This is a genomic window from Microbacterium sp. MMO-113, from assembly GCF_037148555.1.
Taxonomy (GTDB): Bacteria; Actinomycetota; Actinomycetes; order Actinomycetales; family Microbacteriaceae; genus Microbacterium.
Genome location: NZ_JBBCTD010000003.1, coordinates 117,409 through 142,050, shown reverse-complemented (window position 1 = coordinate 142,050; position 24,642 = coordinate 117,409). Strand labels below are relative to the sequence as shown.

The 24,642-nt window shown below is 69.9% G+C and carries 22 protein-coding genes and 1 tRNA gene; 15 read left to right on the top strand and 8 right to left on the bottom strand.

Translation table 11 applies throughout. The features are described from left to right. Nucleotides 1-2 precede the first annotated feature (2 nt). The 3 genes from WFJ36_RS11240 to WFJ36_RS11230 are packed head-to-tail and all read left to right on the top strand — an operon-like array spanning nt 3 to nt 4,484. Nucleotides 3-767 carry an alpha/beta fold hydrolase gene (locus tag WFJ36_RS11240; RefSeq protein ID WP_336643309.1) on the top strand — a complete coding sequence of 255 codons (765 nt, stop codon included), beginning with the start codon at nt 3-5 and terminating at the stop codon, nt 765-767. 42 nt (nt 768-809) lie between these two features. Beyond that, complete coding sequence (locus tag WFJ36_RS11235; RefSeq protein ID WP_336643308.1) at nt 810-2,660, top strand: ABC-F family ATP-binding cassette domain-containing protein; 1,851 nt, start codon at nt 810-812, stop codon at nt 2,658-2,660. A gap of 39 nt (nt 2,661-2,699) precedes the next feature. Continuing rightward, on the top strand, nt 2,700-4,484 hold the full coding sequence (locus tag WFJ36_RS11230; RefSeq protein ID WP_336643307.1) for a Na+/H+ antiporter: 1,785 nt from the start codon (nt 2,700-2,702) through the stop codon (nt 4,482-4,484). A 108-nt stretch (nt 4,485-4,592) separates the two neighbouring features. On the opposite strand, the gene WFJ36_RS11225 is transcribed toward WFJ36_RS11230, so the two are convergent. Beyond that, on the bottom strand, nt 4,593-5,222 hold the full coding sequence (locus tag WFJ36_RS11225) for a hypothetical protein (RefSeq protein WP_336643306.1): 630 nt from the start codon (nt 5,220-5,222) through the stop codon (nt 4,593-4,595). 263 nt (nt 5,223-5,485) lie between these two features. Between WFJ36_RS11225 and WFJ36_RS11220 the strand changes: the two genes are divergently transcribed. From WFJ36_RS11220 to WFJ36_RS11210, 3 genes are all read left to right on the top strand, one after another. Continuing rightward, a complete protein-coding gene (locus tag WFJ36_RS11220) occupies nt 5,486-6,391 on the top strand; it encodes a MetQ/NlpA family ABC transporter substrate-binding protein (protein ID WP_071329636.1) in 906 nt (301 codons plus the stop codon). Nucleotides 6,392-6,489: 98 nt separating this feature from the next. Next, complete coding sequence (locus WFJ36_RS11215; RefSeq protein ID WP_071329637.1) at nt 6,490-7,533, top strand: methionine ABC transporter ATP-binding protein; 1,044 nt, start codon at nt 6,490-6,492, stop codon at nt 7,531-7,533. After that, the gene (locus WFJ36_RS11210) at nt 7,533-8,192 is read left to right on the top strand and encodes a methionine ABC transporter permease (protein WP_021198776.1); all 660 of its coding nucleotides are present in this window, start codon (nt 7,533-7,535) and stop codon (nt 8,190-8,192) included. Before WFJ36_RS11215 ends, WFJ36_RS11210 begins: the two co-directional genes overlap by 1 nt. 6 nt (nt 8,193-8,198) lie before the next feature. Here the strand turns inward: WFJ36_RS11210 and WFJ36_RS11205 are convergent, their stop codons facing one another. Then, nucleotides 8,199-9,122 carry a pseudouridine synthase gene (locus WFJ36_RS11205; protein ID WP_336643305.1) on the bottom strand — a complete coding sequence of 308 codons (924 nt, stop codon included), beginning with the start codon at nt 9,120-9,122 and terminating at the stop codon, nt 8,199-8,201. 344 nt (nt 9,123-9,466) lie between these two features. After that, nucleotides 9,467-10,216, bottom strand: coding sequence for an SDR family oxidoreductase (locus WFJ36_RS11200; protein WP_336643304.1), 750 nt, complete (start codon nt 10,214-10,216; stop codon nt 9,467-9,469). Between the two features lie 63 nt (nt 10,217-10,279). On the opposite strand from WFJ36_RS11200, the gene WFJ36_RS11195 reads away from it, so the two are divergent. Beyond that, nucleotides 10,280-10,750 (top strand): RrF2 family transcriptional regulator, encoded by a 471-nt coding sequence (locus tag WFJ36_RS11195; protein WP_071329640.1) that lies wholly within the window; start codon nt 10,280-10,282, stop codon nt 10,748-10,750. 183 nt (nt 10,751-10,933) lie between these two features. Here the strand turns inward: WFJ36_RS11195 and WFJ36_RS11190 are convergent, their stop codons facing one another. Together WFJ36_RS11190 and WFJ36_RS11185 are read right to left on the bottom strand one after the other, a co-directional pair. Then, nucleotides 10,934-11,428, bottom strand: a complete 495-nt coding sequence (locus WFJ36_RS11190; RefSeq protein ID WP_025105633.1) for a MarR family winged helix-turn-helix transcriptional regulator — start codon at nt 11,426-11,428, stop codon at nt 10,934-10,936. Beyond that, a complete protein-coding gene (locus tag WFJ36_RS11185) occupies nt 11,425-12,000 on the bottom strand; it encodes a GNAT family N-acetyltransferase (RefSeq protein ID WP_336643303.1) in 576 nt (191 codons plus the stop codon). Before WFJ36_RS11185 ends, WFJ36_RS11190 begins: the two co-directional genes overlap by 4 nt. A gap of 56 nt (nt 12,001-12,056) precedes the next feature. On the opposite strand from WFJ36_RS11185, the gene WFJ36_RS11180 reads away from it, so the two are divergent. From WFJ36_RS11180 to WFJ36_RS11155, 6 genes are all read left to right on the top strand, one after another. Beyond that, nucleotides 12,057-12,128: transfer RNA gene (locus tag WFJ36_RS11180), tRNA-Gln, on the top strand. A 1-nt stretch (nt 12,129) separates the two neighbouring features. Continuing rightward, nucleotides 12,130-13,560 carry a bifunctional UDP-N-acetylglucosamine diphosphorylase/glucosamine-1-phosphate N-acetyltransferase GlmU gene (gene glmU / locus WFJ36_RS11175; protein ID WP_292790029.1) on the top strand — a complete coding sequence of 477 codons (1,431 nt, stop codon included), beginning with the start codon at nt 12,130-12,132 and terminating at the stop codon, nt 13,558-13,560. 7 nt (nt 13,561-13,567) lie between these two features. Beyond that, on the top strand, nt 13,568-14,602 hold the full coding sequence (locus WFJ36_RS11170) for a ribose-phosphate diphosphokinase (protein ID WP_071329643.1): 1,035 nt from the start codon (nt 13,568-13,570) through the stop codon (nt 14,600-14,602). A 92-nt stretch (nt 14,603-14,694) separates the two neighbouring features. Then, entirely contained in the window at nt 14,695-15,171 is a 477-nt protein-coding gene (locus WFJ36_RS11165; RefSeq protein ID WP_071329730.1) for an FMN-binding protein, read from the top strand. A 15-nt stretch (nt 15,172-15,186) separates the two neighbouring features. Beyond that, nucleotides 15,187-16,080 carry an FAD:protein FMN transferase gene (locus tag WFJ36_RS11160; RefSeq protein ID WP_336643302.1) on the top strand — a complete coding sequence of 298 codons (894 nt, stop codon included), beginning with the start codon at nt 15,187-15,189 and terminating at the stop codon, nt 16,078-16,080. After that, the gene (locus WFJ36_RS11155; RefSeq protein ID WP_336643301.1) at nt 16,077-17,651 is read left to right on the top strand and encodes an FAD-dependent oxidoreductase; all 1,575 of its coding nucleotides are present in this window, start codon (nt 16,077-16,079) and stop codon (nt 17,649-17,651) included. The genes WFJ36_RS11160 and WFJ36_RS11155 overlap by 4 nt, the downstream gene beginning before the upstream one ends. Before the next feature lie 658 nt (nt 17,652-18,309). On the opposite strand, the gene WFJ36_RS11150 is transcribed toward WFJ36_RS11155, so the two are convergent. Further along, a complete protein-coding gene (locus WFJ36_RS11150) occupies nt 18,310-19,800 on the bottom strand; it encodes a sensor histidine kinase (RefSeq protein ID WP_336643300.1) in 1,491 nt (496 codons plus the stop codon). A 26-nt stretch (nt 19,801-19,826) separates the two neighbouring features. After that, nucleotides 19,827-20,555 carry a response regulator transcription factor gene (locus tag WFJ36_RS11145; RefSeq protein ID WP_025105641.1) on the bottom strand — a complete coding sequence of 243 codons (729 nt, stop codon included), beginning with the start codon at nt 20,553-20,555 and terminating at the stop codon, nt 19,827-19,829. A 103-nt stretch (nt 20,556-20,658) separates the two neighbouring features. On the opposite strand from WFJ36_RS11145, the gene WFJ36_RS11140 reads away from it, so the two are divergent. Beyond that, nucleotides 20,659-21,909, top strand: coding sequence for an FAD-binding oxidoreductase (locus WFJ36_RS11140; RefSeq protein WP_336643299.1), 1,251 nt, complete (start codon nt 20,659-20,661; stop codon nt 21,907-21,909). Nucleotides 21,910-21,960: 51 nt separating this feature from the next. Here WFJ36_RS11140 and gndA read toward each other — a convergent pair whose 3' ends face one another. Beyond that, nucleotides 21,961-23,415: an NADP-dependent phosphogluconate dehydrogenase gene (gene gndA / locus WFJ36_RS11135; RefSeq protein ID WP_071329647.1), complete on the bottom strand. Its 1,455-nt coding sequence runs from the start codon at nt 23,413-23,415 to the stop codon at nt 21,961-21,963. 163 nt (nt 23,416-23,578) lie between these two features. Here gndA and WFJ36_RS11130 point away from each other — a divergent pair, with 163 nt between their 5' ends. Next, a complete protein-coding gene (locus tag WFJ36_RS11130; protein ID WP_336643298.1) occupies nt 23,579-24,637 on the top strand; it encodes a D-2-hydroxyacid dehydrogenase in 1,059 nt (352 codons plus the stop codon). The last annotated feature ends 5 nt before the right edge of the window (nt 24,638-24,642 follow it).

Below are 24,642 nucleotides of genomic sequence, written 5' to 3'. Positions count from 1 at the left end.
CCGTGCTCCTGAACGTCATCGAAGCCGGGGAGGGCGACCGCATCGCCGTGCTGCTGCACGGCATGATGGGGTCCGCCGAGAGCTGGCACCGCGTGGTCCCGCTGCTCGTGGAACGGGGTTTCCGCGTGCTCGCGCTCGATCTGCCCGGCCACGGCCTCTCGCCGCGTGATCCGGAGCTCACGATCGAGACGGCGGCCGACGCCGTCGTCGCCACGCTCGCGCAGACGGCGCTCCTTCCGGGGGCACGTTCCGCAGCGGGGCACGGGGCCGCCTCCCCGCTCGCCGTCGCCGTCGGGCACTCCTTCGGTGCCACCGTGCTCGCCGCCGCCGCGCCCCGCCTCGACCCAGGCCTCGCCGTCTACGTGGACGCGCCGCTCGCCCTCCAGGGCGGCCAGAACCGCGCCTCCCTCATCTCGCAGTACGAGCACGACCGCCGCGCGCGCATGTCGCCCGCCGAACTCCGCAAGCTCCGGCCGTTCTACTCCGTCGACGACGCCACGGTCGAGGCGCGGGCGGCCGAGCGCTTCGATCCGCCGACCGCGGCCTCCGTCTCCTGCGGGGAAGATGGTCATTGGACCGCCGCCCCCGGCTCCATCGTCGTCCGCGCGGAACCCAGCGCCTGGGTCACCGACGAGGACGCGCGGCGGTTCGAGCACGGCGGGGTGACGGTGCGGAGCATCCCCGGAGCCGCCCACACCGTCTGGTACAGCCACTTCGAGGTCTTCACCGCCGCGCTGCCGGAGCTCTTCGCCCCGTCGCTGGTCTGACCGGGAGACCGTCCGACGCGGCGCGACTACCCTGGAGAGGACATGGCACATCTTCTCGGGGCCGAAGCCCTGCACCTCGAATACCCGACCCGCGTCGTCTTCGACGCCGTGACCCTCGGCATCGAGGAGGGTGACCGCATCGGCATCGTCGGCCGGAACGGCGACGGCAAGTCGAGCCTTCTCGGCATGCTCGCCGGCACGAAGGAGCCGGACTCCGGCCGGGTCACCGTCCGCGGCGGCACCCGCATCGGCGTGCTGGACCAGGCCGACACCCTCCCCGACGACATCACGATCGGCGCCGCCGTGGTCGGAGACATGGCCGAGCACGAATGGGCCGGGGATGCCCGCGTCCGCGACGTGATCGAGGGGCTGCTGACCGATCTTCCCTGGGACGCGCAGATCGGCTCCCTCTCCGGCGGACAGCGCCGCCGCGTGTCCCTCGCGAAGCTGCTCACCGGTGACTGGGACGTCATCGCTCTCGACGAGCCGACGAACCACCTCGACGTCGAGGCGATCACCTGGCTCGCCGGACACCTCAAGAAGCGCTGGCCCGCGAACGCCGGAGCCCTCCTCGTCGTGACCCACGACCGGTGGTTCCTCGACGAGATCTGCACCGAGACGTGGGAGGTGCACGACCGCATCGTGGAGCCCTTCGAAGGCGGCTATGCGGCGTACATCCTGCAGCGGGTCGAGCGCGACCGCATGGCGGCGGCGACCGAGGCGAAGCGGCAGAACCTCGCCCGCAAGGAGCTCGCCTGGCTGCGCCGCGGTGCCCCGGCCCGCACCAGCAAACCCAAGTTCCGCATCGATGCGGCCAACGAGCTCATCGCCGACGTGCCCGAGATCCGCGACAAGGTCTCGCTGCAGTCGCTCGCCGTCTCGCGGCTGGGCAAGGACGTCGTCGACCTGCTCGATGTGGGGGTGACGTACCCTTCGGCAAGCTCAGGGACCCAGACTTCGACGGGATCAGGAGCCGGCGGGAAGACCGTGCTCAAGGACGTGGAGTGGCGGATCGCCCCGGGCGAGCGCACGGGGATCCTCGGCGTGAACGGTGCCGGGAAGTCCACGCTCCTGGGGCTCATCTCCGGCACGGTCGAGCCCACGGAGGGGCGGATCAAGCGCGGGAAGACCGTGCAGGTCCGTACGCTCACGCAGCGCCTCGACGAACTCCTGCCGCATTGGAACGACCCCGTGCGCGTGGTGATCTCCGGTCTGCGCACGTCCTACACGCTCGGTGCCGGGTCGAAGGCGCAGGACCTCACACCAGGACAGCTCCTGGAGCGGCTCGGGTTCTCGTCCGCCCAGCTCTCCACTCCGGTGAAGGATCTCTCCGGCGGTCAGCAGCGCCGGTTGCAGCTGCTGCTCGTGCTGCTCGACCAGCCGAACGTGCTCATCCTCGACGAGCCCACGAACGACATGGACACCGACATGCTCGCCGCGATCGAGGACCTCCTCGACTCCTGGTCGGGCACCCTCCTCGTCGTGAGCCACGACCGGTACTTCCTGGAGCGGGTGACGGATCAGCAGTACGCGATCCTTCCCGGTCCCGACGGCGCGGGGCGCCTGCGGCATCTCCCGGGCGGCGTCGACGAGTACCTTCGGCTGCGGCAGCGCGTCGAGAGTGCCCCGGCGACCTCGACGGCGGCGTCGGCCCCCGTAGCGAGCGGTCTCGACGGCGCGGCTCTCCGGGCGGCGCAGAAGGAAGCCGCCGCGCTCGAGCGTCGCATCCAGAAGCTCACGCAGCAGGTCGACGCGGCCAAGCACGCCCTCGCCGACCACGACCAGTCCGACTATGCGGGCCTCGGCGAGCGCATGAAGGCGATCACCGCGCAGGAGGCCGAGATCGAGGAGCTGGAGCTGCGCTGGTTCGAACTCACGGAGCAGATCGGCTGACGGAGGAATATCCTTCTCCCACGACTGTTGGGAGTAGCGATGGAAGGCCTCGAAGTAACCGTCCTGCTCGGACTCACGATCCTCGTCGGAACCCTGATCGCGCCGCGCGTGCGTCTCGCGCTGCCCCTCGTCCTCGTCATCCTCGGACTGCTGCTGGGCTTCATCCCGCCGCTGCGCGAGGTCCAGCTGCCGCCGGAGACCGTGCTGCTGCTGTTCCTTCCGGTGATGCTGTTATGGGAGAGCCTGACGACATCGCTGCGGTCGATCCGCCGCGACTTCCGCTACATCGTGCCGATGAGCACGCTCCTCGTCGTCGCCTCCGCGTTCGCGGTGGCCGGCATCGGCGTGCTCTTCGGCATGCCCTGGGAGATCGCCCTCATCCTGGGGGCCGCGGTCGCGCCGCCCGACGCCACGGCCGTCGCCGCCCTCGGCCGACTGCTGCCTCGTCGGATGTTCATGAAGCTCAAGGCCGAGAGCCTGACCAACGACGGCACCGCGCTCGTGCTCTACGCCATCGCGGTGTCCCTCGCGCTGGGCGGCCAGGTCACGCCGCTCTCGGTCACCTGGGACGTGCTGGTGTCGTACGTGGGCGGGATCGCCGCGGGGATCGTGGTCGCGGCCCTGGCCACGCTGCTGCTGCGCCGCATCTCCTCCACCATCGTCATCAACGTCACCCTGCTGCTCGTGCCGTTCTCCGCGTTCCTGCTCGCCGAGCTCGTCCACGCGTCCGGCGTGCTCGCCGTGGTCGTGGCCGGACTCATCGTCGCCTGGGTGTCGCCGCGCGTGACGACGGCGGCCTCGCGCCGGCAGGCCGACGCGGCCTGGCCGTTCGGCGTCTTCCTGCTGAACGGGGCGCTGTTCGTGCTCATCGGCCTCGAGGTGCAGTTCGTCGCGCACGAGATCTCCGCCGCCGCCATCGGCCGCCTGGTGCTCGTGACGCTCGCCGTGTGGGCGACGCTCTTCGCCGTGCGGTACGTGTTCCAGCTCCTCAACGTGCTGTTCCAGCGCCGTCCGGCCGAACGCCCGCCGCGCGGCACCCGCTCCCGTGCCCGACTCGTGTCCACGGTCGCCGGCATGCGCGGCGCCGTGTCGCTGGCGATCGCGCTGTCGGTGCCGACCGGTGTGTCCGCAGGGAGCACGGTGGGCGGGCGCGACGAGATCGTCTTCGTGACCGCCGGGGTGATCCTGCTCAGCCTCCTCGTGCAGGCGCCTCTCCTCCCCGCGCTCGTGCGGTGGGCGCGATTCCCGGTCGACCATGCCGAGGACGAGGAGTACGAGCTCGCGGAGCGGGCGATCTCGGGTGCGGCCCTGGCCGCGCTCGACGACCTCGCCGCGGAGCACGGCATCGGCCAGGAGGTGCGCGACCGGGTGCGCGCCGAGGGGTACCAGGCGCTGGAGTTCGCGAACGCCCGGACGCTCGCGCGGGAGCAGGCGCTCATCGACGCCGAGGCCGACGCGCTGGACGAGATGCTCGGCGAGCCCGATCCCTACGGCACCGGGGGAGAGGCGCCCCGTCGCGAGGACGAGGACGCAGACGCGGGGGACGTCGCGGTGTCGGCAGGGACCGCCCCCGACCCCGAGACGACGGACGGCACGACGCTGCAGATGATCGCGACCTCCGCCGACGTCGACCTCGCCCAGCGCTCACCGCTCGTGCGGCACGAGGAGCACACCCGGCTCAAGCTCGCGCTGCTCGACCGCAAGCGCGAGGTGCTGCTCGGGCTCCGCGGCGCCGGCACCGTGGACGACATGGTGGTCCGCCGGATCTCCGCCCGTCTCGACCTGGAGCAGGTGCGTCTGCAGGGGATCGAAGAGTTCGACTGACCGGCCCGGGCGGCTGTGACGATCTCGTCGTTCCCTTACCGGTCAGACAGGAATTGCGGAACGGGGCCGGGCGCATGCTTGCGACCGGCCCCGCCGTGATAGCAACGGTTACACGCCTGAAAGATCGACCCAGTGTGTCAACTTCAACCATGCGCTCCCGGTTCCCGAGAGCTTGAACTTCACCTCGGCGAGCACCCGGGGAGAAGTGAGCGAGTTCTGTGGCGGCTTGGTCTGGAAGCCCCACCCCGTGTTGTAACTGTAGGTGTTCGCCGGCGGGGCCTTCTTGATGATGGACGGTGAGCCTCCGCCGCTGTAAATCTCTACCTTTCGACCCTGGAGGGCGAACCCGGGATCTGGCGTCCATCGACCGGTGACCTTCTCCGTCCGGATCTGATCGCCCCTGCTATTCAGACTGTAGGTGATCGTGATGGACGACTTGATCGATCCGTTGTCGTAGTTACCGCCCACCGAGGAGCGTGGAGCCACGACGCCGGGGTTTACCGGAACGTGAGGAGAAGGAACTCGCGTCTCGATCGTGGCTGTAGTGGTGCCCTCATCAACCGGTATCTGGTCCGTCTGCTGGTAGACGATCTCTCCAGTTCGTACGTCTGACACGACGATCGTGGATGACGCATACGAAGGCTTCTCTTCGGCAGCCGCATACGCGGTTGACGTGAGGGAGAAGGAAAGTGCCGCGGCTGCGGCGACCGCGATTGCGGCTTTCTGGTGTCTGTTCATGATTTCTCCGGTCGTTGCTGCGGCGCCAGACGGCGCCTTCGCTCAGATGAGCGCGTTGAGCCCAACACGTGCACCGACTTCCAGCGAAGATTGTTTCCTTGTCTTACACGATCCGGCGCCGTAGGGACTGCGCTACGGGCGGTTCTATGCACACGAGCAACGGAGGGTCCCGCACGGCTGTGACGCCGTGTGACATCCCGATTCCGCGACAGCGCGCCCTCCTGCCTAACGTTGTCGAGTCCCGCCAGGAAGGAACCCTGCTCATGTCCCGCCGCACCACCTCCGCCCTCGCCGCGCTCGCCGTGGTCCCGCTGTTCGTCGCCCTCGCCGGGTGCGCCACCTCGTCCGACGCGGGCTCCGGCGACGGCGGCTCCGAGGACAAGACCGTCAAGATCGGTGTCGTCGGCGAGAGCGACCCGCAGTGGCCCGCTTTCGTGGACGCGGCGGCCGACGCCGGCATCACTGTCGAACTCGTCGACTTCGGCTCGTACGAGCTGCCCAACCCGGCACTGAGCGAGGGGGAGATCGACCTCAACCAGTTCCAGCACATCGTGTATTTGGCGCAGTACAACGAGGCCTCGGGGGATGACCTCGCGGCGATCGGTTCGACGCAGATCTACCCGCTGGGTCTCTACTCGACGAAGTACGACTCGGTCGAGGACATTCCTGAGGGGGAGACCGTCGCGGTTCCTGACGACGCCTCCAACCAGGCCCGCGCGCTTCTCGTGCTCCAGGCCGCTGGCCTCGTCGAGCTCAAGGACGGCGGCACGGCCTTCTCCGATCTCGCAGATGTGGACGAGAACAAGTCGACAGTGAAGGTCACCGCGCTGGAGGCCGCACTCACTCCGGAGGCTCTGCCCGACGTCGCTGCTGCCATCATCAACAACGACTTCGTCGAGGACGCCGGTCTCTCGTTCGACGATGCACTCTTCACTGACGACCCGGAGGACCCCAGCGCGCTCCAGTACGTGAACATCTTCGCGTCTCGCGCCGAGGACGTCGACAACGAGACCTACCTCAAGCTCGTCGAGATCTTCCAGACCGACGAAGCTGTGCAGGAGGGGCTGGCGAAGTCGTCCGGAGGAACCGGTGTCACTCTGCAGACGCCGGCAGATGAGCTGGCCTCGCTGCTGAAGGACGTCCAGAAGGACGTCGCTGCGAACGGTTGATCAGGTTCACCTGAGAGAATCGGGCGACGCGGACGCGTCGCCCGATTCGTCGTCTTCAGGCCGACCCCGCCCTTTCCTCCCTCAAGACCGGAGAACCTATGCCGATCGTCTCCCTCGAGCACGTGTCGAAGAGCTACCCCTCGCCGTCCGCATCCGGCACGCAGATCACCGCCGTCGACGATGTGTCTCTGCAGATCGAGCAGGGAGATGTCTTCGGAATCATCGGCTATTCGGGTGCGGGGAAGTCCACCCTGGTGCGGCTCATCAACGCGTTGGAGCCGGCCTCCGCGGGCCGCATCACCGTCGACGGAGTCGAGATCACGGCACTCAGCGAGCGTGAGCTCCGGCGAGTGCGGAGCGGGATCGGCATGATCTTCCAGCAGTTCAACCTGTTCTCCTCGAAAAGCGTGCGGGCGAACATCGCGTATCCGCTGAAGCTCGCGGGATGGTCGAAGGCCGACATCGACGCGCGCGTGACCGAGATGCTGTCTTTTGTGGGGCTGAGCGACAAGGCACGGTCGTACCCCGAGCACCTGTCGGGAGGGCAGAAGCAGCGCGTCGGGATCGCGCGGGCGCTCGCGACCAGGCCGGCGATCCTCCTCGCCGACGAAGCGACCAGTGCGCTAGACCCGGAGACGACACATGAGGTCCTCTCCCTGCTCAAGCGCGTCAATGAGGAGCAGGGCGTCACGATCGTCGTCATCACCCACGAGATGGACGTCATCCAGACGCTCGCGACCAAGGTCGCCGTCATGGACCGTGGGCGGGTGATCGAGCAGGGAGATGTGTTCGAGGTCTTCTCCAACCCGCAGCATGCCGCGTCGCAGCGATTCGTCGGTACGGTCGTCAAGGGCGTTCCCTCCCCGGCCGAGCGTGCTGTCCTGCGTGACCGGCATCAGGGACGACTCGTGACGTTCTCCTTCCGCGACGGCGGCCCGTCCCAGGCGCAGGTCTTCCTGGAGCTGGCCGAGGTCGGATTGGAGTTCGAGCTCGTCTTCGGCGGTATCAATGACATCCGCGGCAGGGCCTTTGGTCACTTGACGCTCGCGATCCGCGGGGACGACGCTCGCATCGATGCGACGCTTGCACGGATCTCGGAGCGCATCGAAGTGACGGACATCGACCACGAGGAGGTGCGCTGATGGATCGTCTGATCGAGTTGGGCCCTGAGTTCTGGACGGCTGCCGTCGAGACGCTTTACATGGTGTCGCTGACACTGGTGCTGGGTGGTCTGCTGGGAGGCCTGATCGGAGTCGGGCTGTATCTCACCCGGCCGGGCGGCATGCTGCAGAACCGGGCTGTCTCCGCCGTCCTGAACCTCTTCATCAACTTCTTCCGCCCGATCCCCTTCGTGATCCTCATCACCGTCCTGATCCCGTTCTCCCGATTCATCGTGGGGAGCGGCATCGGCACGAACGCTGCCATCGTCGCCCTGGTGGTGGCGTCGATGTTCGCCATCGGCCGGATCGTCGAGCAGCATCTGGTCGGTGTCTCGCCGGGAGTCATCGAAGCCGCGCGTGCGATGGGAGCCGGACCGTGGCGAACCCTCTTCACAGTGGTGATCCCCGAGGCGCTCGGACCCCTGATCCTGGGATACACGTTCGTGATCGTGGCGCTGATCGACATGACGGCAATGGCCGGTTACATCGGCGCGGGCGGTCTCGGAAACTTCGCGTTGACGTACGGCCGACGTCAGTTCGAGCCGGTCGTGATGTGGGCCGCCGTGCTGCTCATCGTCGTGTTCGTGCACGTGGCTCAGACGCTCGGCACCCGACTCGCGCGGAAGGTCATGCGCCGCTGAGGTCGATCAGCGTGCCGGGGCCTCCTGCAGGCTCCGGCGCGTGGTGAACGTGCGCTCCTGCCCGCTCAGCGGATCGGCGAACCGGAGCTCGCGGGCGAGGAGCTGGAGCGGGCGGGTGAAGTCGTCCGGCTGCTCCGGCTGCAGCACGGGGTAGAAGCCGTCGTGCAGGATGCCGAGGCCGAGCGCGGCGAGGTGCACGCGGAGCTGGTGCATCTTCCCGCTGTGCGGACGGAGAAGCGTGTGCACGACGCGGTCGTCGGCGGCGATGACCTCGATGAGCGTCTCGGAGTTCGGCTCGCCGTCCTCATCCACCTGCACGCACACCTGACCGCGGAGCTTCTCGATCCGGTTGCGGTAGACGAGCGGGAATCGCGACGGATCCCAGTCCGCCGGGCGCGCGGAGACGGCCTCGTAGACCTTCTCCACGCGGCGGTCCTCGAACAGCAGCTGGTAGGCGCCGCGGGTGGCAGGGCGGGCGGAGAACATCAGCAGCCCCGCCGTGGCCCGGTCGAGGCGGTGGATGGGCGTGAGATCCGGGTTGCCCAGGCGGTTGCGCAGCCGGACGAGGGCGGAGTTCTGCAGGTACTTGCCGCCCGGCGTGGTGGGGAGGAAGTGCGGCTTGTCCACGACCACCAGGTGCTCGTCCTGGTGCAGGATCTCCTCGGCGAACGGGATCTCCTTCTCGACCGGAGGCTCCCGGTAATACCAGACGAACTCCTCGGCGCCGAGTGGCGTGTCCCGGGAGAGCGGCCGGCCGTCGCGCGCGACGATCTCCCCGCGGTCGAAGCGCACGAGCAGTCGCTCCGGATCGAGGTGGAAGAACCGTTCGACCATGTAGGCGGCGACGGTGGGCCATGCACCCGTCAACGGCACGTGCAGCCGGGTCGCACCGACGCCGTCGCGCACGGGAAGCGGGGAGGGCATGCCCATGTCTCGGCCTTCGGAGCAGGGGTCGCGGGGCTGCGACCGGGTGCTTCCAGCCTAGGCGACCGCTCGGGCAGGGTCCGTGGGCCGCGGCCGCCACTCGTTTCCGTCTCCGTTGCACGATCCGGTTGCGCCTGCACGATCATTCCGGGGGTCTCGTCCCACGACCGGACCCTGGTCGTGCATCCGTAACGGAGGGGGCCAGACGGGAGACAGGGTCGCTGTCCGTCTCCGTTGCACGATCCGGTTGCGCCTGCACGATCATTCCGTGGTTCTCACCCCACGACCGGACCCTGGTCGTGCATCCGGACCGGCGAGATCGGACTGGCAGCCCGGAACCGGTCGGGGTGTCAGCGGGTTTCGGCGGCGAGCCAGTCGTCGAACGTCGTCGGCGCCGTGCGCGCGTCGTCGCCGGGGAGCAGCACCTCGCCCGCGAACTCGACGCCGAGTGCGGCACCCTTCCACGCGGCGCGCAGCGGAAGGTCGCGGCCCCAGGCGGCGAGAGTGCGGCGCGCCATGTCGACGGCGTCCTCCGTGCGGGGGCCGACGATGTCGAACGAGCCGCCGAGCGCCGGCGACTCCGCTGCGTCGACGAGGGCGGCGGCCACGTCCGCCGGCGCGATGGGCTGCAGCAGCAGAGGGGGCACGACGCCTTCGCCGTCCTCGATGCTCCACTCGGCGATCATCGCGGGGAAGTCGTGGAACTGTGTCGCCCGCACGATGGTGAACGGCACCGCGCCGCGCGTGACCTCTCGCTCCTGGGCGCGCTTGCCCGCATAGTGCGGATTGCCGCGCACGCGATCGAGCGCCGCGATCGAGAGCGCCACGTGGTGGCCGACCCCGGCTTCGTCCTCGGCGGCGAGCAGCGTGCGGCTGAGCGTGGTGAACACCCGCTCAGCATCGGCGACGTCGGATACGGGCGGGTTCGTCGCGTCCACGACCGCATCCACCCCGCGGAGCACGGCGGCGAGGCCTTCGCCCGTGGTCAGATCGACGCCCTCGCTGCGGCTGAGCGAGAGCGCATCATGCCCCCGCCGCCGGGCCTCTTCGACGACCAGCCGCCCGATCCGTCCCGTTCCTCCTGCGACCGCGATGCGCATGCCCGCTCCTTCAATCATGGATATTGTGTGTCCACAATAAGGCGGTCCCGATACGATGGGCAAGTGAAACTCCCCGAGACCTCGGAATGGGTGCTGCACACCGTCGCGGTGATCGCTCAGCTCCCCGCGGGGTCGACGGTGTCCGGCGCGCAGCTCGCCGAGCACTTCGGCGTACCGGGGCCGTACCTCTCGAAGCAGCTCGCGAAGCTCGTCCGCGCCGGAATCCTCACCGGGAGCACGGGGCCACGCGGCGGCTTCCGCCTGGCGAGAGACCCCGAGAGCATCACCATCCTCGATCTCGTCACGGCGGTCGACGGCGCCGCCGACCCCTACGTCTGCCGTGAGCTCCGTCAGCAGGGGAGAGGAGCCGCCCGTCCGGAGGACTGCACCGCGCCGTGTGGACTCGCCGTCGTGATGCGCCGTGCCCACGAGGCCTGGCGGGCTTCTCTGGAGGCGGTGTCGATCGCCGAGGTCGTCGGCGCGCTCCCGGACACCGTCCCCGCCAAGAACCGGCGCCTCCTCCTCGGTCCCTGACCTCCCCGATCGCACGACTCGTGTCGGATCGGTCCTGCGACGCCTGCACGACCCGGGTCCGAATGCACGACGGGGTGACCACTTCTCCCGGGCAGCCGTGCACGGATCGTGCAGGCGGAACAGACCGGACAGGTCGGACGGAACGAACCACACCGGACCGGACCGAACCACACCGGGTCCGGGTCAGGTGTCGAAGCTGAGGCTCAGTTTCCGCAGCAGGGCGGCCAGCCGGTCGCGGTCAGCGCGGGAGAGCGCGCGCAGGAGGTCGGCCTCGGCGTCCACGAGCCGGGTGATCGCGGCGTCCACCCGGACCCGGCCGTCGTCGGTCAGAGTCACGAGCACGCTGCGGCCGTCCGCGGGGTCGGCTTCCCGGCGCACGAAGCGACGGCCGACGAGACGGTCGATGCGGTTGGTCATCGTGCCGCTCGACACGAGGGTCTGCTGCAGGAGCTGCTTGGGGGAGAGCTGGAAGGGGGATCCTGCCCGGCGCAGCGCCGACAGCACGTCCCACTCCCACGGCTCGAGGTCGCTCCGGCGGAACACCTCGCGGCGGGCGCGGTCGAGGTGTCGGGAGAGGCGGTCCATGCGGGACAGCACCTCGAGGGGGGAGAAGTCGAGGTCGGGGCGCTGCGTGTTCCACGCGCCGACGATCCGATCGACCTCATCCGCCTCGCTCATCCGTTCATTATCGCGTGCGGCGGCGTCGTGGCCGCGGAGGACGCGGGGAGGAGCATCGTGAGGAACGCGCTGTGCGGGTCGGGGAGGTAGGAGCCGAACGGGGCGCCCTCGCGGAACCCGGCAGCGGCGTACATCGCGCGCGCGGGGGCGAAGAAGGGGTCGCGGCCGGTCTCGAGTGAGAGCCGCCGGACGCCCCGCGCGCCGGCGTCGTCGAGGAGATGACCGAGCATCGTCCGCCCGAACCCGCGTCCGCGGAAGGCGGGATCGGTGCGCATCGACTTCAGTTCCTCGTGGCCGTCCTCGACGACAGCGAGGGCGCCCGTCGCGGCGATCCGTCCGTCGACGCGTCCCGTGAAAAACCGGATGCGGGGACTCAGCAGCCGGTCGAGCGGAAGCGCATGCTGGCTCTCGGGTGGAGCGGTGCCGTCCATCTCTGCGTGGTGTGCGGCGATGAAGGCCGCGATCTCGGGGGTGGCGACGGTGACACGGTCGATCACGAGGCTCATCGTCCCAGCATCGCAGAGCCGTGTTTCGCGCGGATGACGAGCCCGCCCGGCGTGCGCCTCACGCACAGGAAGACGGGCGAGGACGTGGCAGACTTATCGGGCGGTGCCCCGGGGCACCGCGGTCCGCCGTGGTGTAATGGCAGCACGACAGCCTTTGGAGCTGTGAGGTCTAGGTTCGAGTCCTGGCGGCGGAGCATGACTGAGAACACCCTCGCCGTCGTCGTCCTCGCTGCAGGCCAAGGCACGCGTATGAAGTCGCGCCTGCCGAAGGTGCTGCACCGGATCAGCGGGCGCCCTCTCGTCGGACACGTGCTCACGACGGCCACTCGGCTGCACCCGTCGCACATCGAGGTCGTCGTGCGGCACGAGCGCGATCAGGTCGTCTCCGCGCTGCGCGAGGACTACCCGGACGCCGTCTTCATCGACCAGGACGAGGTTCCGGGCACCGGCCGCGCCGTCCAGGTCGCGGTGGACGCGCTGCCCGCAGACTTCGACGGCGACGTGCTCGTGCTCTCCGGCGACTGCCCGCTCGCCGACGCCGAGACGCTCTCGACGTTCCTCGCCGAGCACCGCGCCTCCGGAGCGCCGGCGACCATCATGACCGCTCTCGTCGACGACCCCACCGGGTACGGCCGGGTCATCCGCGATGCGGACGGCACCGTGGACCGCATCGTCGAGCAGAAGGACGCGACGGCGGAGGAGGCGGCGGTCAGTGAGATCAACGCCGGCATGTACGTGTTCCGGGCCGCCACGCTGCGCACCTACCTGCCCAAGATCGGTGTCGACAACGCGCAGGGCGAGATGTACCTCACGGACGTGCCCGGCCTCGTGCGCCAGGACGGCGACCGAGTCGCGGCGTCGATCGTGTCCGACGTCGAGGTCACGTTCGGGGTCAACGACCGCGCCCAGCTTGCCGAGGTCGGCCGTCGCCTGAACGCCCGCATCGTGCGCCGCTGGCAGCTCGAGGGCGTCACCATCGTCGACCCGGCCACGACGTGGATCGACGACGACGCCACGCTCGCCCCCGACGTCACGATCCTCCCGAACACGCAGATCCTGCGCGCGACGACGATCGCCACGGGCGCGACGATCGGACCGGACACGACGCTCGTCGACTGCGAGGTCGGGGAGGACGCGGTCGTCCGCCGGACCGATGCGACCCTGGCCGTGATCGGCGCCGAGGCGACCGTCGGCCCCTTCTCCTACCTCCGCGCCGGCACCGTGCTCGGCCCGAAGGGCAAGATCGGCGCCTACGTCGAGACGAAGAACGCCGAGATCGGCGAGGGCAGCAAGGTGCCGCACCTGTCGTACGTGGGCGATGCGACGATCGGCCGTGGCGTGAACCTCGGCGCGAGCACCATCACGGCGAACTACGACGACGTCAACAAGCACCGCACGGAGATCGGCGACGAGGTGCACACCGGCTCGCACACGGTGCTGGTCGCGCCCGTTAGGCTTGGTCCTGGTGCGAAGACCGGCGCCGGCGCCGTCGTCCGCAAGGACGTCCCGGCCGGTGCCCTGGCCATGAGCGTGGCCCCCCAGCGGAACATCGAGGGGTGGGTCGAGAAGAACAGAGCAGGGACGGGCGCGGCGGATGCCGCGGCCCGGGAGAATTCGGCGGAATAGGCGGAGCATGGCCCGGAAGAAGAAGACGGTCGACCTGGATCGCGACAACGGCGTGGCCCCCGGCCTCGTCGCCAAGACGAAGAAGCGTCTGGTCATCGCCGGTGGCCGATCGCATCCCGAGCTGACGGCGGCCGTCGCCACCTCGCTCGGTACCGAGATCGCTCCGGTCGAGCACCGCACCTTCGCCTCGGGCGAGATCTACGCCCGCTTCGAGGTCTCGATCCGTGGCTGCGACCTCTTCCTCGTGCAGACGTTCGGCGAGCCGGTCAACGAGTGGCTCATGGAGACGCTCATCATGATCGACGCCGCCAAGCGCGCCTCGGCCAAGCGGATCACCGTCGTCGCGCCGTACTATCCGTATTCGCGTCAGGACAAGAAGGGCCGCGGCCGCGAGCCCATCAGCGCCCGTCTCGTCGCCGATCTGCTGAAGACGGCCGGCGCCGACCGCGTGATGAGCGTCGACCTGCACGCCGCCCAGATCCAGGGCTTCTTCGACGGCCCCGTCGACCACCTGTTCGCCAAGCCGGTGCTCCTGGACCACTTCGAGCGCACCCTCACCCCGGAAGACCGGGAGATCCTCACGGTCGTCTCCCCGGACATGGGCCGCGTGCGTGTGGCCGACACCTGGTCGGACAGCCTCGGAGCCCCGCTCGCGATCATCCACAAGCGCCGCGACCCGAAGGTCGCCAACCAGGTCTCCGTGCACGAGATCGTCGGCACCGTCGAGGGACGCACCTGTCTCCTCGTCGACGACATGATCGACACCGGCGGCACGATCGTCAAGGCCGCGCAGGCGCTCAAGGCGAACGGCGCGCACCGCGTGATCGTCGCGGCGACCCACGCGATCTTCAGCGACCCGGCCTCCGAGCGGCTGCAGGACGCGGCGATCGACGAGGTCGTGGTCACGGACACCATCCCGCTGTCCGCATCGCGTCGCTGGGAGAACCTCACGGTGCTGCCCATCGCGCCGCTGCTGGCCCGGGCGATCCACGAGGTCTTCGAGGACGGCTCCGTCACGAGCATGTTCGGCGGGGACGCGTAACTCATCGGGACGGCACAGCCCGTGCATAGCCGGGGTGCTTACGGTCGAGTCATCGACGGAAGAGTCGACCGATGACGACCACGGAGGACCCCATGATCCGCACGACCGTTCCGACCTCTGTCCGCACGGGCACCGCCCTCCTCGGGGTCGCAGGGCTCTTCGTCCTCGCCGGGTGCTCGTCGACCGGCGACGCCACCGACACCTCGAACGGCGCCGACGAGACCGCGGGGTCGAGCACCTCGTCCTCGTCGACCGGTGGAGACGCCTCCGGCACCTACGCCGACGGCACCTACACCGCCGACGGCTCGTACCAGACCCCGGAGACGGTGGAGGAGATCACCGTCACCCTCACCCTCGCCGACGGCGTCGTGACGGAGGTCGAGGTCACGGGCGACCCGAAGGCCCCGGAGACCGAGCGGTACCAGGGAGAGTTCATCGACGGAATCGCCGACGAGGTCGTGGGGAAGCCGATCGACGAGCTGAACGTCAGCCGTGTCGCGGGATCCTCGCTCACGAGCGGCGGCTTCAACGACGCCGTGGCCTCCATCAAGGAGCAGGCCGCCGCCTAGGCGCGAGGCGTCCTCATGGGGCAGTGGCGATTCGAGGCGATCGGCACCGGGTGGGAGATCGAGACCGGCGCCCCGCTCACGGATGACGTCCGCGCGGCCGTGACGGCCGAGATCGAGCGGTTCGATCGCACCTGGTCGCGGTTCCGAGACGACTCCGACGTGGCTCGTCTCGGACGCTCCGGCGGTCGCCTGTCCTCGCCGGACGCGGGACCGATGCTCGATGCCTATCGCGAGCTCGACGCCGCCACGGCCGGTGCGGTGAATCCGCTGGTCGCCGACAGCCTTGTCGCCCTCGGCTACGACGCCACCTACTCGCTGCAGGCCGGCGATCCCCGCGCCGCTCCGGCGACCTGGACCTCGCGGCTCATGTGGTCCGCCGGGGCGATCGACGCCTCTGCGCCCGCTCTGCTCGATGTCGGCGCTCTCGGCAAGGGACGCCTCGTCGATCGTGTGATGGTGGTGCTGGCTGACCTCCCCGGGGACGTGGTCGTGGACGCCGGTGGAGACATCCGCGTTCGAGGGGCCAGCGTGCGCATCGCGCTCGAGCACCCGTTCGATGCGCGGAAGGCGATCGGTGTTGTCGAGGTCGCTGATGGTGCGCTGTGCGCCTCGGCCATCAACCGACGGGCATGGGGAGACGGTCTCCATCATGTGCTCGACGCGCGGACAGGACGCCCGATCCGCACCTGGGCCGCGACGTGGGCTCTCGCCCCGGAGGCGATGACCGCCGACGCCGTGGCCACCGCGCTGTTCTTCGACGGCGGCCCGGAGCTGGCCGTCCGCTGGGGCGTCGAGTGGGTGCGCATGACCACCGACGGCCGTGTGCAGCGCTCGCCCGGCTGCCGCGCCGAGCTCTTCACCGCGGCACCCGCCGCTGCCGCTGGAACCGGGGGAGACACGACACCATGACCACCGCCTTCGCCGCCACCCGCCAGCGCGTCCTCGCCGTCCTCGGCGCGCTGTCGATGTACCGCCTCGTGCTGTTCGCGCTGACGGCACTGGCCCTCATCGCGCTCGTGCTCTCCCTGTTCGGAGTGATCGTGTCTCCGACGCCGGGGGAGCTGGTGGCCTCCTTCCTCGTGCTCGCCGTCGTGATCTCCGCCGTGGACGCGGTCGCGCAGCGCCTCCTCCGCCTGCCCTGGCGGGTGGAGTCCTCGCTCGTCACCGCCCTCATCCTGCTGTTCGTGCTGCGTCCCGGCATCGAGCCGTCGGCGTTGCTCGGCCTCGCGATCGCGGGCGCGGTGGCCAGCGTATCCAAGTACCTCATCGCGTGGCGGGGGCGGCACATCTTCAACCCGGCGGCGTTCGGTGCTGCGGTCGTATCGATCCTGGGGGCGTTCGACGCGTTCAGCTGGCTCGGCACCTCCTCGTCGTGGTGGGTCGGCACCCCGGTTCTCGTGATCCCCGTCGTCCTCCTCGGGCTCGCCGTGCTGTGGCGTACGGAGAAGGTCGGGGTCGTCCTGCTCTTCCTCGTCATCGCCGTCGCCACCTCGATCGTGCGGCAGGCGGTGCAGGCCGTGCAGTTCGGCGTCTCGTTCGACGTCGTGACGGCGCTGTCGTTCGCGGTGCTTCAGTCGCCGTTCCTCTTCCTCGGGGCGTTCATGCTGTCGGAGCCGCTGACGCTCCCGCCCCGTCGTCGGCAGCAGCTCGTCGTCGCCGCCGTGGTGGGCGTGCTCGCGGGGTGGCCGATCTCGGTGGCCGGTCTGTTTACGCTCGGGCAGGAGCGCGCCCTCCTCATCGGGAACCTCGTGGCCTTCGCGTTCGCGCTCCGCGGGTCCGTGCGTCTGGTCCTGGAGCGCCGTGCCTTCGTGACGCCGACCGCGCAGGAGCTCACGTTCCGGGCGAAGGGCCGCGTGCGGTTCCTCCCCGGGCAGTACCTCGAGCTCGATGTCCCGCATCGGCGCCCTGACGCGCGGGGGACGCGCCGCGAGTTCAGCATCGTGTCCGCTCCGGCCGATCTGCCGACCCTTCGCATCGCGTACAAGAACGGTGACCAGCAGCACCCGTCGAGCTACAAGCGGGCTCTCGCGGCAGCCGAGCCCGGGGCGACCTTCGCGGTGACCGGAACCTGGGGCGACTTCATCCTCCCGCGCGGCGAGCAGCCGGTGCTCATGGTGGCGGCGGGCATCGGTGTGACGCCGTTCGTATCGCAGCTCCGGCAGCTCCAGGCGACAGGGGAGCGGCGCGACATCGTCCTCGTCTACGTGGCGTCCTCGGCGGACGAGCTCGCCTTCCGGGACGAGCTCGCCGCGACGGGGGTGCGCACGGTGGTGTTCACCCGCGACGAGCCGGACGATCTTCCCGCGCACTGGACCTGGGCGCAGGGGGCCCGCCTGGACGCGGAGACCCTGGAGCGCGCGGTGGAGGACCTCCCGGCGCGGCACGCCTTCATCTCCGGCCCGCCGCGGCTCATCGCCGACCTCGCGCCCGCGCTGCAGAAGGCCCGTTCCCTCACCACGGACGCCTTCGCCGGCTACTGACGCGGATCGTCTTCCGTCCGTCGGCCCGGGGACGTTGCGACACCTGCACGACCCCGCGACACCCGCACGATGGAATCCCCGGTCTCATCGTGCATCCGCGCCCGGATCGTGCAGACGGGACAGTCCGACGGGATTATGTGAAGTCCGGTCAGATGGGCCCGCACGACCGGGGACGGATGCACCGCCGGGGGGCCACTTGCACGACCGGGGGACACTTGCACGACCGGGGGACACTTGCACGACCGGGGGACACTTGCACGACCGGGGGACACTTGCACGACCGGGGGACACTTGCACGGCCGGGGGACAGATGGACGAGGGGACGGACGGATCGGTTGTGCGGACCGGTTCGGGTCGTTCAGGTGGGCGCGGACTGGTCTCGACCGCGGAGACCAGGCGGGACTCATGCACGACCGGGGGACGGATGCGAGACGGGATCGACGGATCGGTCGTGCGGGTGGGGTCGGGTCGTGCGGGTGTGCACGGTGCGGTTTCGACCTCGGACGTCGACCGGAGACACCTGCACGACCCGGGGACGGGTGCACGAGGGGATGGATGGATCGGTCGTGCGGACGGGTTCAGGTCGTGCGGACGGGTTCAGGTCGTGCGGACGGGTTCGGGTCGTGCGGGTGTGCGACAGAAAGGACGGAGACCGGGGTCAGGCGTCAGGGGTCTCGCCGGGAGGAGTCAGCGGGATACGGACGGTGAAGGTCGTGTCGCCGGGCTCGCTCTCGACCGAGATCCGGCCGTGGTGGCCCTCCACGATGGCCTTGACGATCGCGAGACCGAGCCCGGTCCCTCCGGTCTGCCGGGCGCGGGAGCTGTCCCCGCGGGCGAAACGGGCGAAGAGCTCGTCGCGGAGGGCGGGATCGATCCCCGGGCCGTCGTCGTGCACGCGGAGCACGGCCTCGTCGCCCTCCCGGGCCACGCTCAGCGTCACCGTGGTCCCCGCGGGGGTGTGGGTCCTGGCATTGGCCAGCAGGTTCGCGACGACCTGATGCAGCCGCCCGGCATCCCCGACGACGGTGACCGGCTCGTCCGGCACCTCGATGTTCCAGTGATGATCGACCGCCGTCGGCCGCGCATCCGAGAGGCCCTCGAGGGCGAGCTGGGCGAGGTCGACCGTGCCGTACACGAGTTCGCGTCCCTCGTCGAGACGGGCGAGGAGCAGGAGGTCCTCCACGAGCCGTGTCATCCGCAGCGACTGCGCCTGGATGCGCTCCAAGGAGGAGGTCGTGCCCTCGATGACCGCGTCTTCCTTCGTCGCCTCCGGTGCCTGACGCAGCGCCCGCAGCGAGAGCTCCGAGTACCCGCGGATCGAGGCCAGGGGCGTACGCAGCTCATGGCTCGCGTCGGCGACGAACCGGCGCATCTGCTCCTCGTTCTTCTGCCGCGCCGAGAGGGACGTGTCCACGTGGTCGAGGAGCTTGTTGAGTGCGGCGCCGACGAGCCCGGTCTCCGTTCGCGGATCGGCCTCGCTCGCCGGCACGCGTTCGGTGATGCTGACCTCGCCGCGGTCGAGCTGCTGATTGGCCACCCTCGTCGCGGTCGCCGCGACCGCCCGCAGCGGCCGCAGCCCGACCCGGATCGTGACCGCCGTGGTGAGGGCGAGGAGGATCAGGCCGCCCACCGTCGCGAGCAGGATCACGGTGAGGAGCTGCGTGAGCTGATGCTGGATCTCGTCGCGGGGGAGTCCCGTGACGACGACGACGCCGTTGCTCGCGGTGGTCGCGACGACCCGATACGAGCCGAGGTCGTCGAACGAGACCGTGGCAGGGGTGCCGAGCGCGACCGTGCCGTACAACCTCTGCAACTGCTCGGGGGTGAGCGACTGCGGAGTGCTGTTCAACGCCCCACGGCTCTCCTGGAACGTGACGCCGCTCGGTCCGGCCACGGGGCTCCCGAGCGAGAGCAGCAGCCCGGGGACGCGGGTGTTGAGGAGGGGGAGGATGTTGTCGACGGTCGCCTCAGAGGGCGCGACCCGCTCCACGATCCCGTCCCGGATCGTCGCTGCGTAGCTCTTCACCTTGTTGTCGAGCTGGTCCTCCAGCGTGCTGCCGAGGGTGGCGCTGGTGATGACGGCGACGATGACGAGGATCAGCGACACGAACCCGATCACCGCGGTCATCAGCCGCGTCTGCAGGCTCATGGGCCGTCGCGTCACCGTCGCTCCGCTCACTGCGGGGCCTTGATCATGTAGCCGACGCCGCGCACGGTGTGCAGGAGGGGCGTGCGCCCGGCGTCGATCTTCTTCCGGAGGTAGGAGATGTAGAGCTCCACGACCGACGACTTGCCGCCGAAGTCGTAGCTCCAGACGCGGTCCAGGATCTGCGCCTTGGACAGCACCCGGCGCTCGTTGCGCATGAGGTAGCGCAGCAACTCGAACTCGGTCGCGGTCAGCTCGATCTCCACGCCGTCCCGGACGACCTCGTGGCTGTCCTCGTTGAGCGTGAGATCGGCGACCCGGAGGATCGACTGCCCGTCGTCGGCGCTGGCGTGTCCGGTGCGCCGGATGATCGCGCGGAGCCGGGCGATCACCTCCTCCAGGCTGAAGGGCTTGGTCACGTAGTCGTCGCCCCCGGCGGTGAGCCCGGCGACGCGGTCGCCCACGGCATCCTTCGCCGTGAGGAAGAGGACGGGGACGAGATTGCCCGCTTCGCGGAGGCGCTTGAGCACGGCCATCCCGTCGAGGTCGGGCATCATGATGTCGAGCACGAGGGCGTCCGGCTCGAACTCCTTCGCGACCTGGATCGCCTCGAGGCCGGAGGACGCGGTGCGCACCTCCCACCCCTCCATGCGCAGGGCCATGGCGAGCAGATCGGTGAGCATCTGCTCGTCGTCCACGGCGAGGATGCGCAGAGGGGAGCCGTCGGGGCGGCGCAGTTCGGGCAGGTCGCTGGTCATGCCTCTATTCTGCGGAACTTCCTATGTGATTTCTATGGAGCGGGCTATGGGTTCTCTGGGAGATGGGGTGCAAGATGTCCGACCCCGGGTCTACCGTGTGCTCATGATCGACCACGTCGAATCCGCACAGCCCACCGTCCACCGTCCCTCCACCGTCTCCGAGGTCGCCGCGCTCGTCCGCGCCGCCGCGCAGGAGGCTGTCCCCCTGACCGTTGTCTCCGGCGGCCACGGTCCCTGGTCCCACGCCCCCGCTCCCGGTCTGCGCCTCGAACTCGGGGAGCTCTCCTCGATCGAGGTCGACGGCACGGCCGTGCGCATCGGCGGCGGTGCCGTCTGGGGCGATGTCGCGACAGCCCTCGCCGGCCACGGCCTCGCGCTGAGCTCCGGCGACACGGCCAGCGTCGGCGTCGGCGGTCTCACCCTCGGCGGCGGCGTCGGCTGGATGGTGCGCGCCTGGGGCCTCGCCGTCGATCAGCTCGTCGGCGCCCAGGTCGTCACCGCGAGCGGAGACGTGGTGGAGGTGTCGGCCACGCAGCATCCCGACCTGTTCTGGGCGCTGCGCGGCGGTGGTGGCAACTTCGGCATCGTCACCCGTTTCGACTTCGAGGCGCATCGCCTGCCGGGGATCGCACTGGCCGAGTCCGTCGTCGACGGCGACGCGACGGCCGTGCTCCGGGCCGCGCGCGAACTCCTCCGCGATGCCCCGCGCGAGCTGACCGTCACGTACATGGACGTGCCGCCCATGGACCCGAGCGCTCCGGCCGGTGCCCGGCTGACCGCCGTGTGGGCCGGGCCCGACCCGGAGGCGCTGCGTGTGGAGCTCGCGCCGATCACCGCGCTCGACGGTGTCACGACGGAGATCACCGAGCCCGCCTACCGGGACGTCCTGATGGAGATGCCGCAGCCCGAGGGCGGCGAGGCTCCTGCTCCTCCCGGGTTCCTCGGCGGGAACGGTCTCGTCGCCGACCTCGATGATGAGACGATCGATCGGCTGGTGGCCTATCGGCGGGAGTTCCCCGCCTCGGTCGTCTTCCTCCGGTCCCTCGGCGGGGCGTTCGGCGACGTGCCGCAGGAGGAGACGGCCTTCCCGGCGCGCAGCGCCACGTGGTTCGTCATGGCCGGTGCCTTCGACGTCCCCGGTATGCTCGACGAGCAGCAGCGTGAGAAGGCCGCCGCCGACGCGCAGCGGATCGTCGGGCGCCGCCTCGCCGAGTACAGCAACTTCGTCGACCGCGAGCGACCGGACGCGGTGTCCGGGATGTACGACGGCGACGGCTACGCGCGTCTGCGGGCGGTGAAGGCGCAGTGGGACCCGCAGAACGTGTTCCGCCGCAACCACAACATCCTCGTCTGACGCACGAAGGGCCGGGCACCCTGCGGTGCCCGGCCCTTCGTGGACCCGAGGTCAGTGCGTGTCTTCGGCCTCGATCTCAGAGCGATCGCCGGACCACAGCGTGTGGAAGGTGCCCTCCTTGTCGATGCGCTTGTAGGTGTGCGCACCGAAGAAGTCCCGCTGGCCCTGCACGAGAGCGGCCGGGAGGCGGTCGGCGCGGATGCCGTCGTAGTACGACAGCGACGACGAGAACGCCGGGGCCGGGATGCCGGACTGCGCCGCCGTGACCACCACGCGACGCCACGCCGCCTGGCCGCGGGTGAGCGCCTCGGCGAAGTACGGAGCCGTCATCAGCACGGGCAGGTCGGGCGTCTCGGCATAGGCGTCTGCGATCCGGTTCAGGAACTGTGCACGGATGATGCAGCCGCCGCGCCAGATCTTGGAGATCGCACCGAGATCGATGTTCCAGCCGTACTCGGCGGCACCGGCGCGGATCTCGTCGAAGCCCTGAGAGTAGGCGACGATCTTGGAGGCGTAGAGCGCGAGGCGGACGTCCTCGACGAAGGCGTCGACCTCGTCGGCCGGGACCGTGAACTCCTCGTCCGGGCCAGGAAGCGTGGCGGCGACCGCGCGCTGCTCGGGGTGCGAGGAGAGGGAGCGGGCGAACGTCGCCTCGGCGATCCCCGATACCGGCACGCCGAGCGAGAGCGCGGTCTGCACGGTCCAGGCACCGGTGCCCTTCGCGCCGGCCTGGTCCAGGATGACGTCGACGAGCGGCTTGCCGGTGGACGCGTCGACCTGCCGCAGCACCTCGGCGGTGATCTCGATGAGGTACGACTCCAGCTCGCCCCGGTTCCACTCGGCGAAGATCTCGGCGATCTCCGCGGGCGTCTTGCCGGTGCCGCGCCGGATGAGGTCGTACGCCTCGGCGATGAGCTGCATGTCGGCGTACTCGATGCCGTTGTGCACCATCTTGACGAAGTGGCCGGCACCGTCGTGGCCGACGTGCGTCACGCAGGGCTCGCCCTCGGCGATCGCGGCGATGGACTTCAGGATGGGTCCGAGCGTGATCCAGGACTCGTCCGAGCCGCCCGGCATGATCGAGGGGCCGGTGAGGGCGCCCTCCTCGCCGCCGGAGATGCCGGCGCCGACGAAGTTGATCCCGGTCTCGCGGACGGCCTTCTCACGGCGGATAGTGTCCGGGAAGTAGGCGTTGCCGCCGTCGACGATGATGTCGCCCGGCTCGAAGACCTCGACGAGGGAGTCGATCACGGCGTCGGTCGGGGCTCCGGCCTTGACCATGATGATCGCGGTACGCGGCTTCTGCAGCGAGTCGGCGAACTCCTGGTAGGTCTTCGCCGGGAGGAAGCCCGCCTCGGGATGCTCGTCGAGGAGGGTCTGCGTCTTCTCGTAGCTGCGGTTGAAGATCGCCACGGTGTTGCCCTCGCGGCTCGCGAGGTTGCGGGCGAGGTTCGACCCCATGACGGCGAGTCCGACGACTCCGATGTTCGCTGATGCTTCGGGCACGGAAGGCTCCTCGATCGTGAAGAAGGGTTGTCTTCAGCGTATCGCTGTGCGGTGGATCGAGGCGCACCCGTGACGCAGGGCCGTCATCGTCCGCGGTGCCCGACAGTCGCGAGCCCGCGGGCCTCTACGCTGAAGGGAGCACAGGAGCTGGAGGGAGTCGGTCGTGACGGAGTCCGAGAAGAAGGTCCGCGCCGTCGTCGCGGTGCCGTTGGCGGAGGAGCTGTGCCGGCTCATCGAGGAGCTCGAGCCGCGGCTCGAGGTCATCCACGACGCAGCCCTGGTGCCTCCCATGCGCGGCCCGGCCGACTGGTCGGGCGATCCTGACTTCGCGCGCACGCCGGAGCAGCAGCGGGCGTTCGACGACCTCGTCGACTCGGCCGACGTCCTCTTCGGCATTCCCGACGTCGACCCCGACGCGCTGGCGCGGACGGTGTCCGCGAATCCGCGGCTGCGGTGGGTCATGACCACGGCGGCCGGCGGTGGCAGCACCGTGAAGGCGGCGGGGCTCGACCGGGCCGATCTCGACCGCATCGTCTTCACCACCAGTGCCGGCGTCCACGGCGGCACCCTCGCCGAGTTCGCCCTCTTCGCTGTGCTCGCCGGAGCGAAGGACCTTCCGCGCCTGCGGACGGACCAGGATCGGCGCGTCTGGCCCGATCGCTGGGAGATGCGCCAGCTCGACGAGATGACCGTGCTGGTCGTCGGACTCGGCGGCATCGGCGCGGAGTGCGCCCGCCGGTTCCACGCTCTCGGCACCCGGGTGTGGGGAACCAGCCGCTCCGGCCGCCCGGTCGAGGGCGTCGATCGCCTCATCGCGCTGGACGAACTCGTGGACGCGGTGGGGGAGGTCGACGCGATCGTCGTCACGCTGCCCGGCACGGAGCAGACCAGGCACCTCATCGGCGAGGAGGTCCTGCGGGCGGTGAAGCCCGGGGTCATCCTCACCAACGTCGGGCGCGGCAGCGTGGTCGACGAGACGGCGTTGCTCTCCGCGCTCGACGACGGCCGCGTCGGCTTCGCCGGTCTGGATGTGTTCGAGCAGGAGCCGCTGCCCGCCGAGTCCCCGCTGTGGGCGCATCCCCGCGTCCTCGTCAGCCCGCACACCGCGGCGCTCAGCTCGAAGGAGGAGGAGCGCATCGCGCGGCGATTCGCCGAGAACGCCACCCGGCTGCTCGACGGACGCGAGTTGCGTGCCGTGGTCGACACGGTCGAGTTCTACTGAGGATC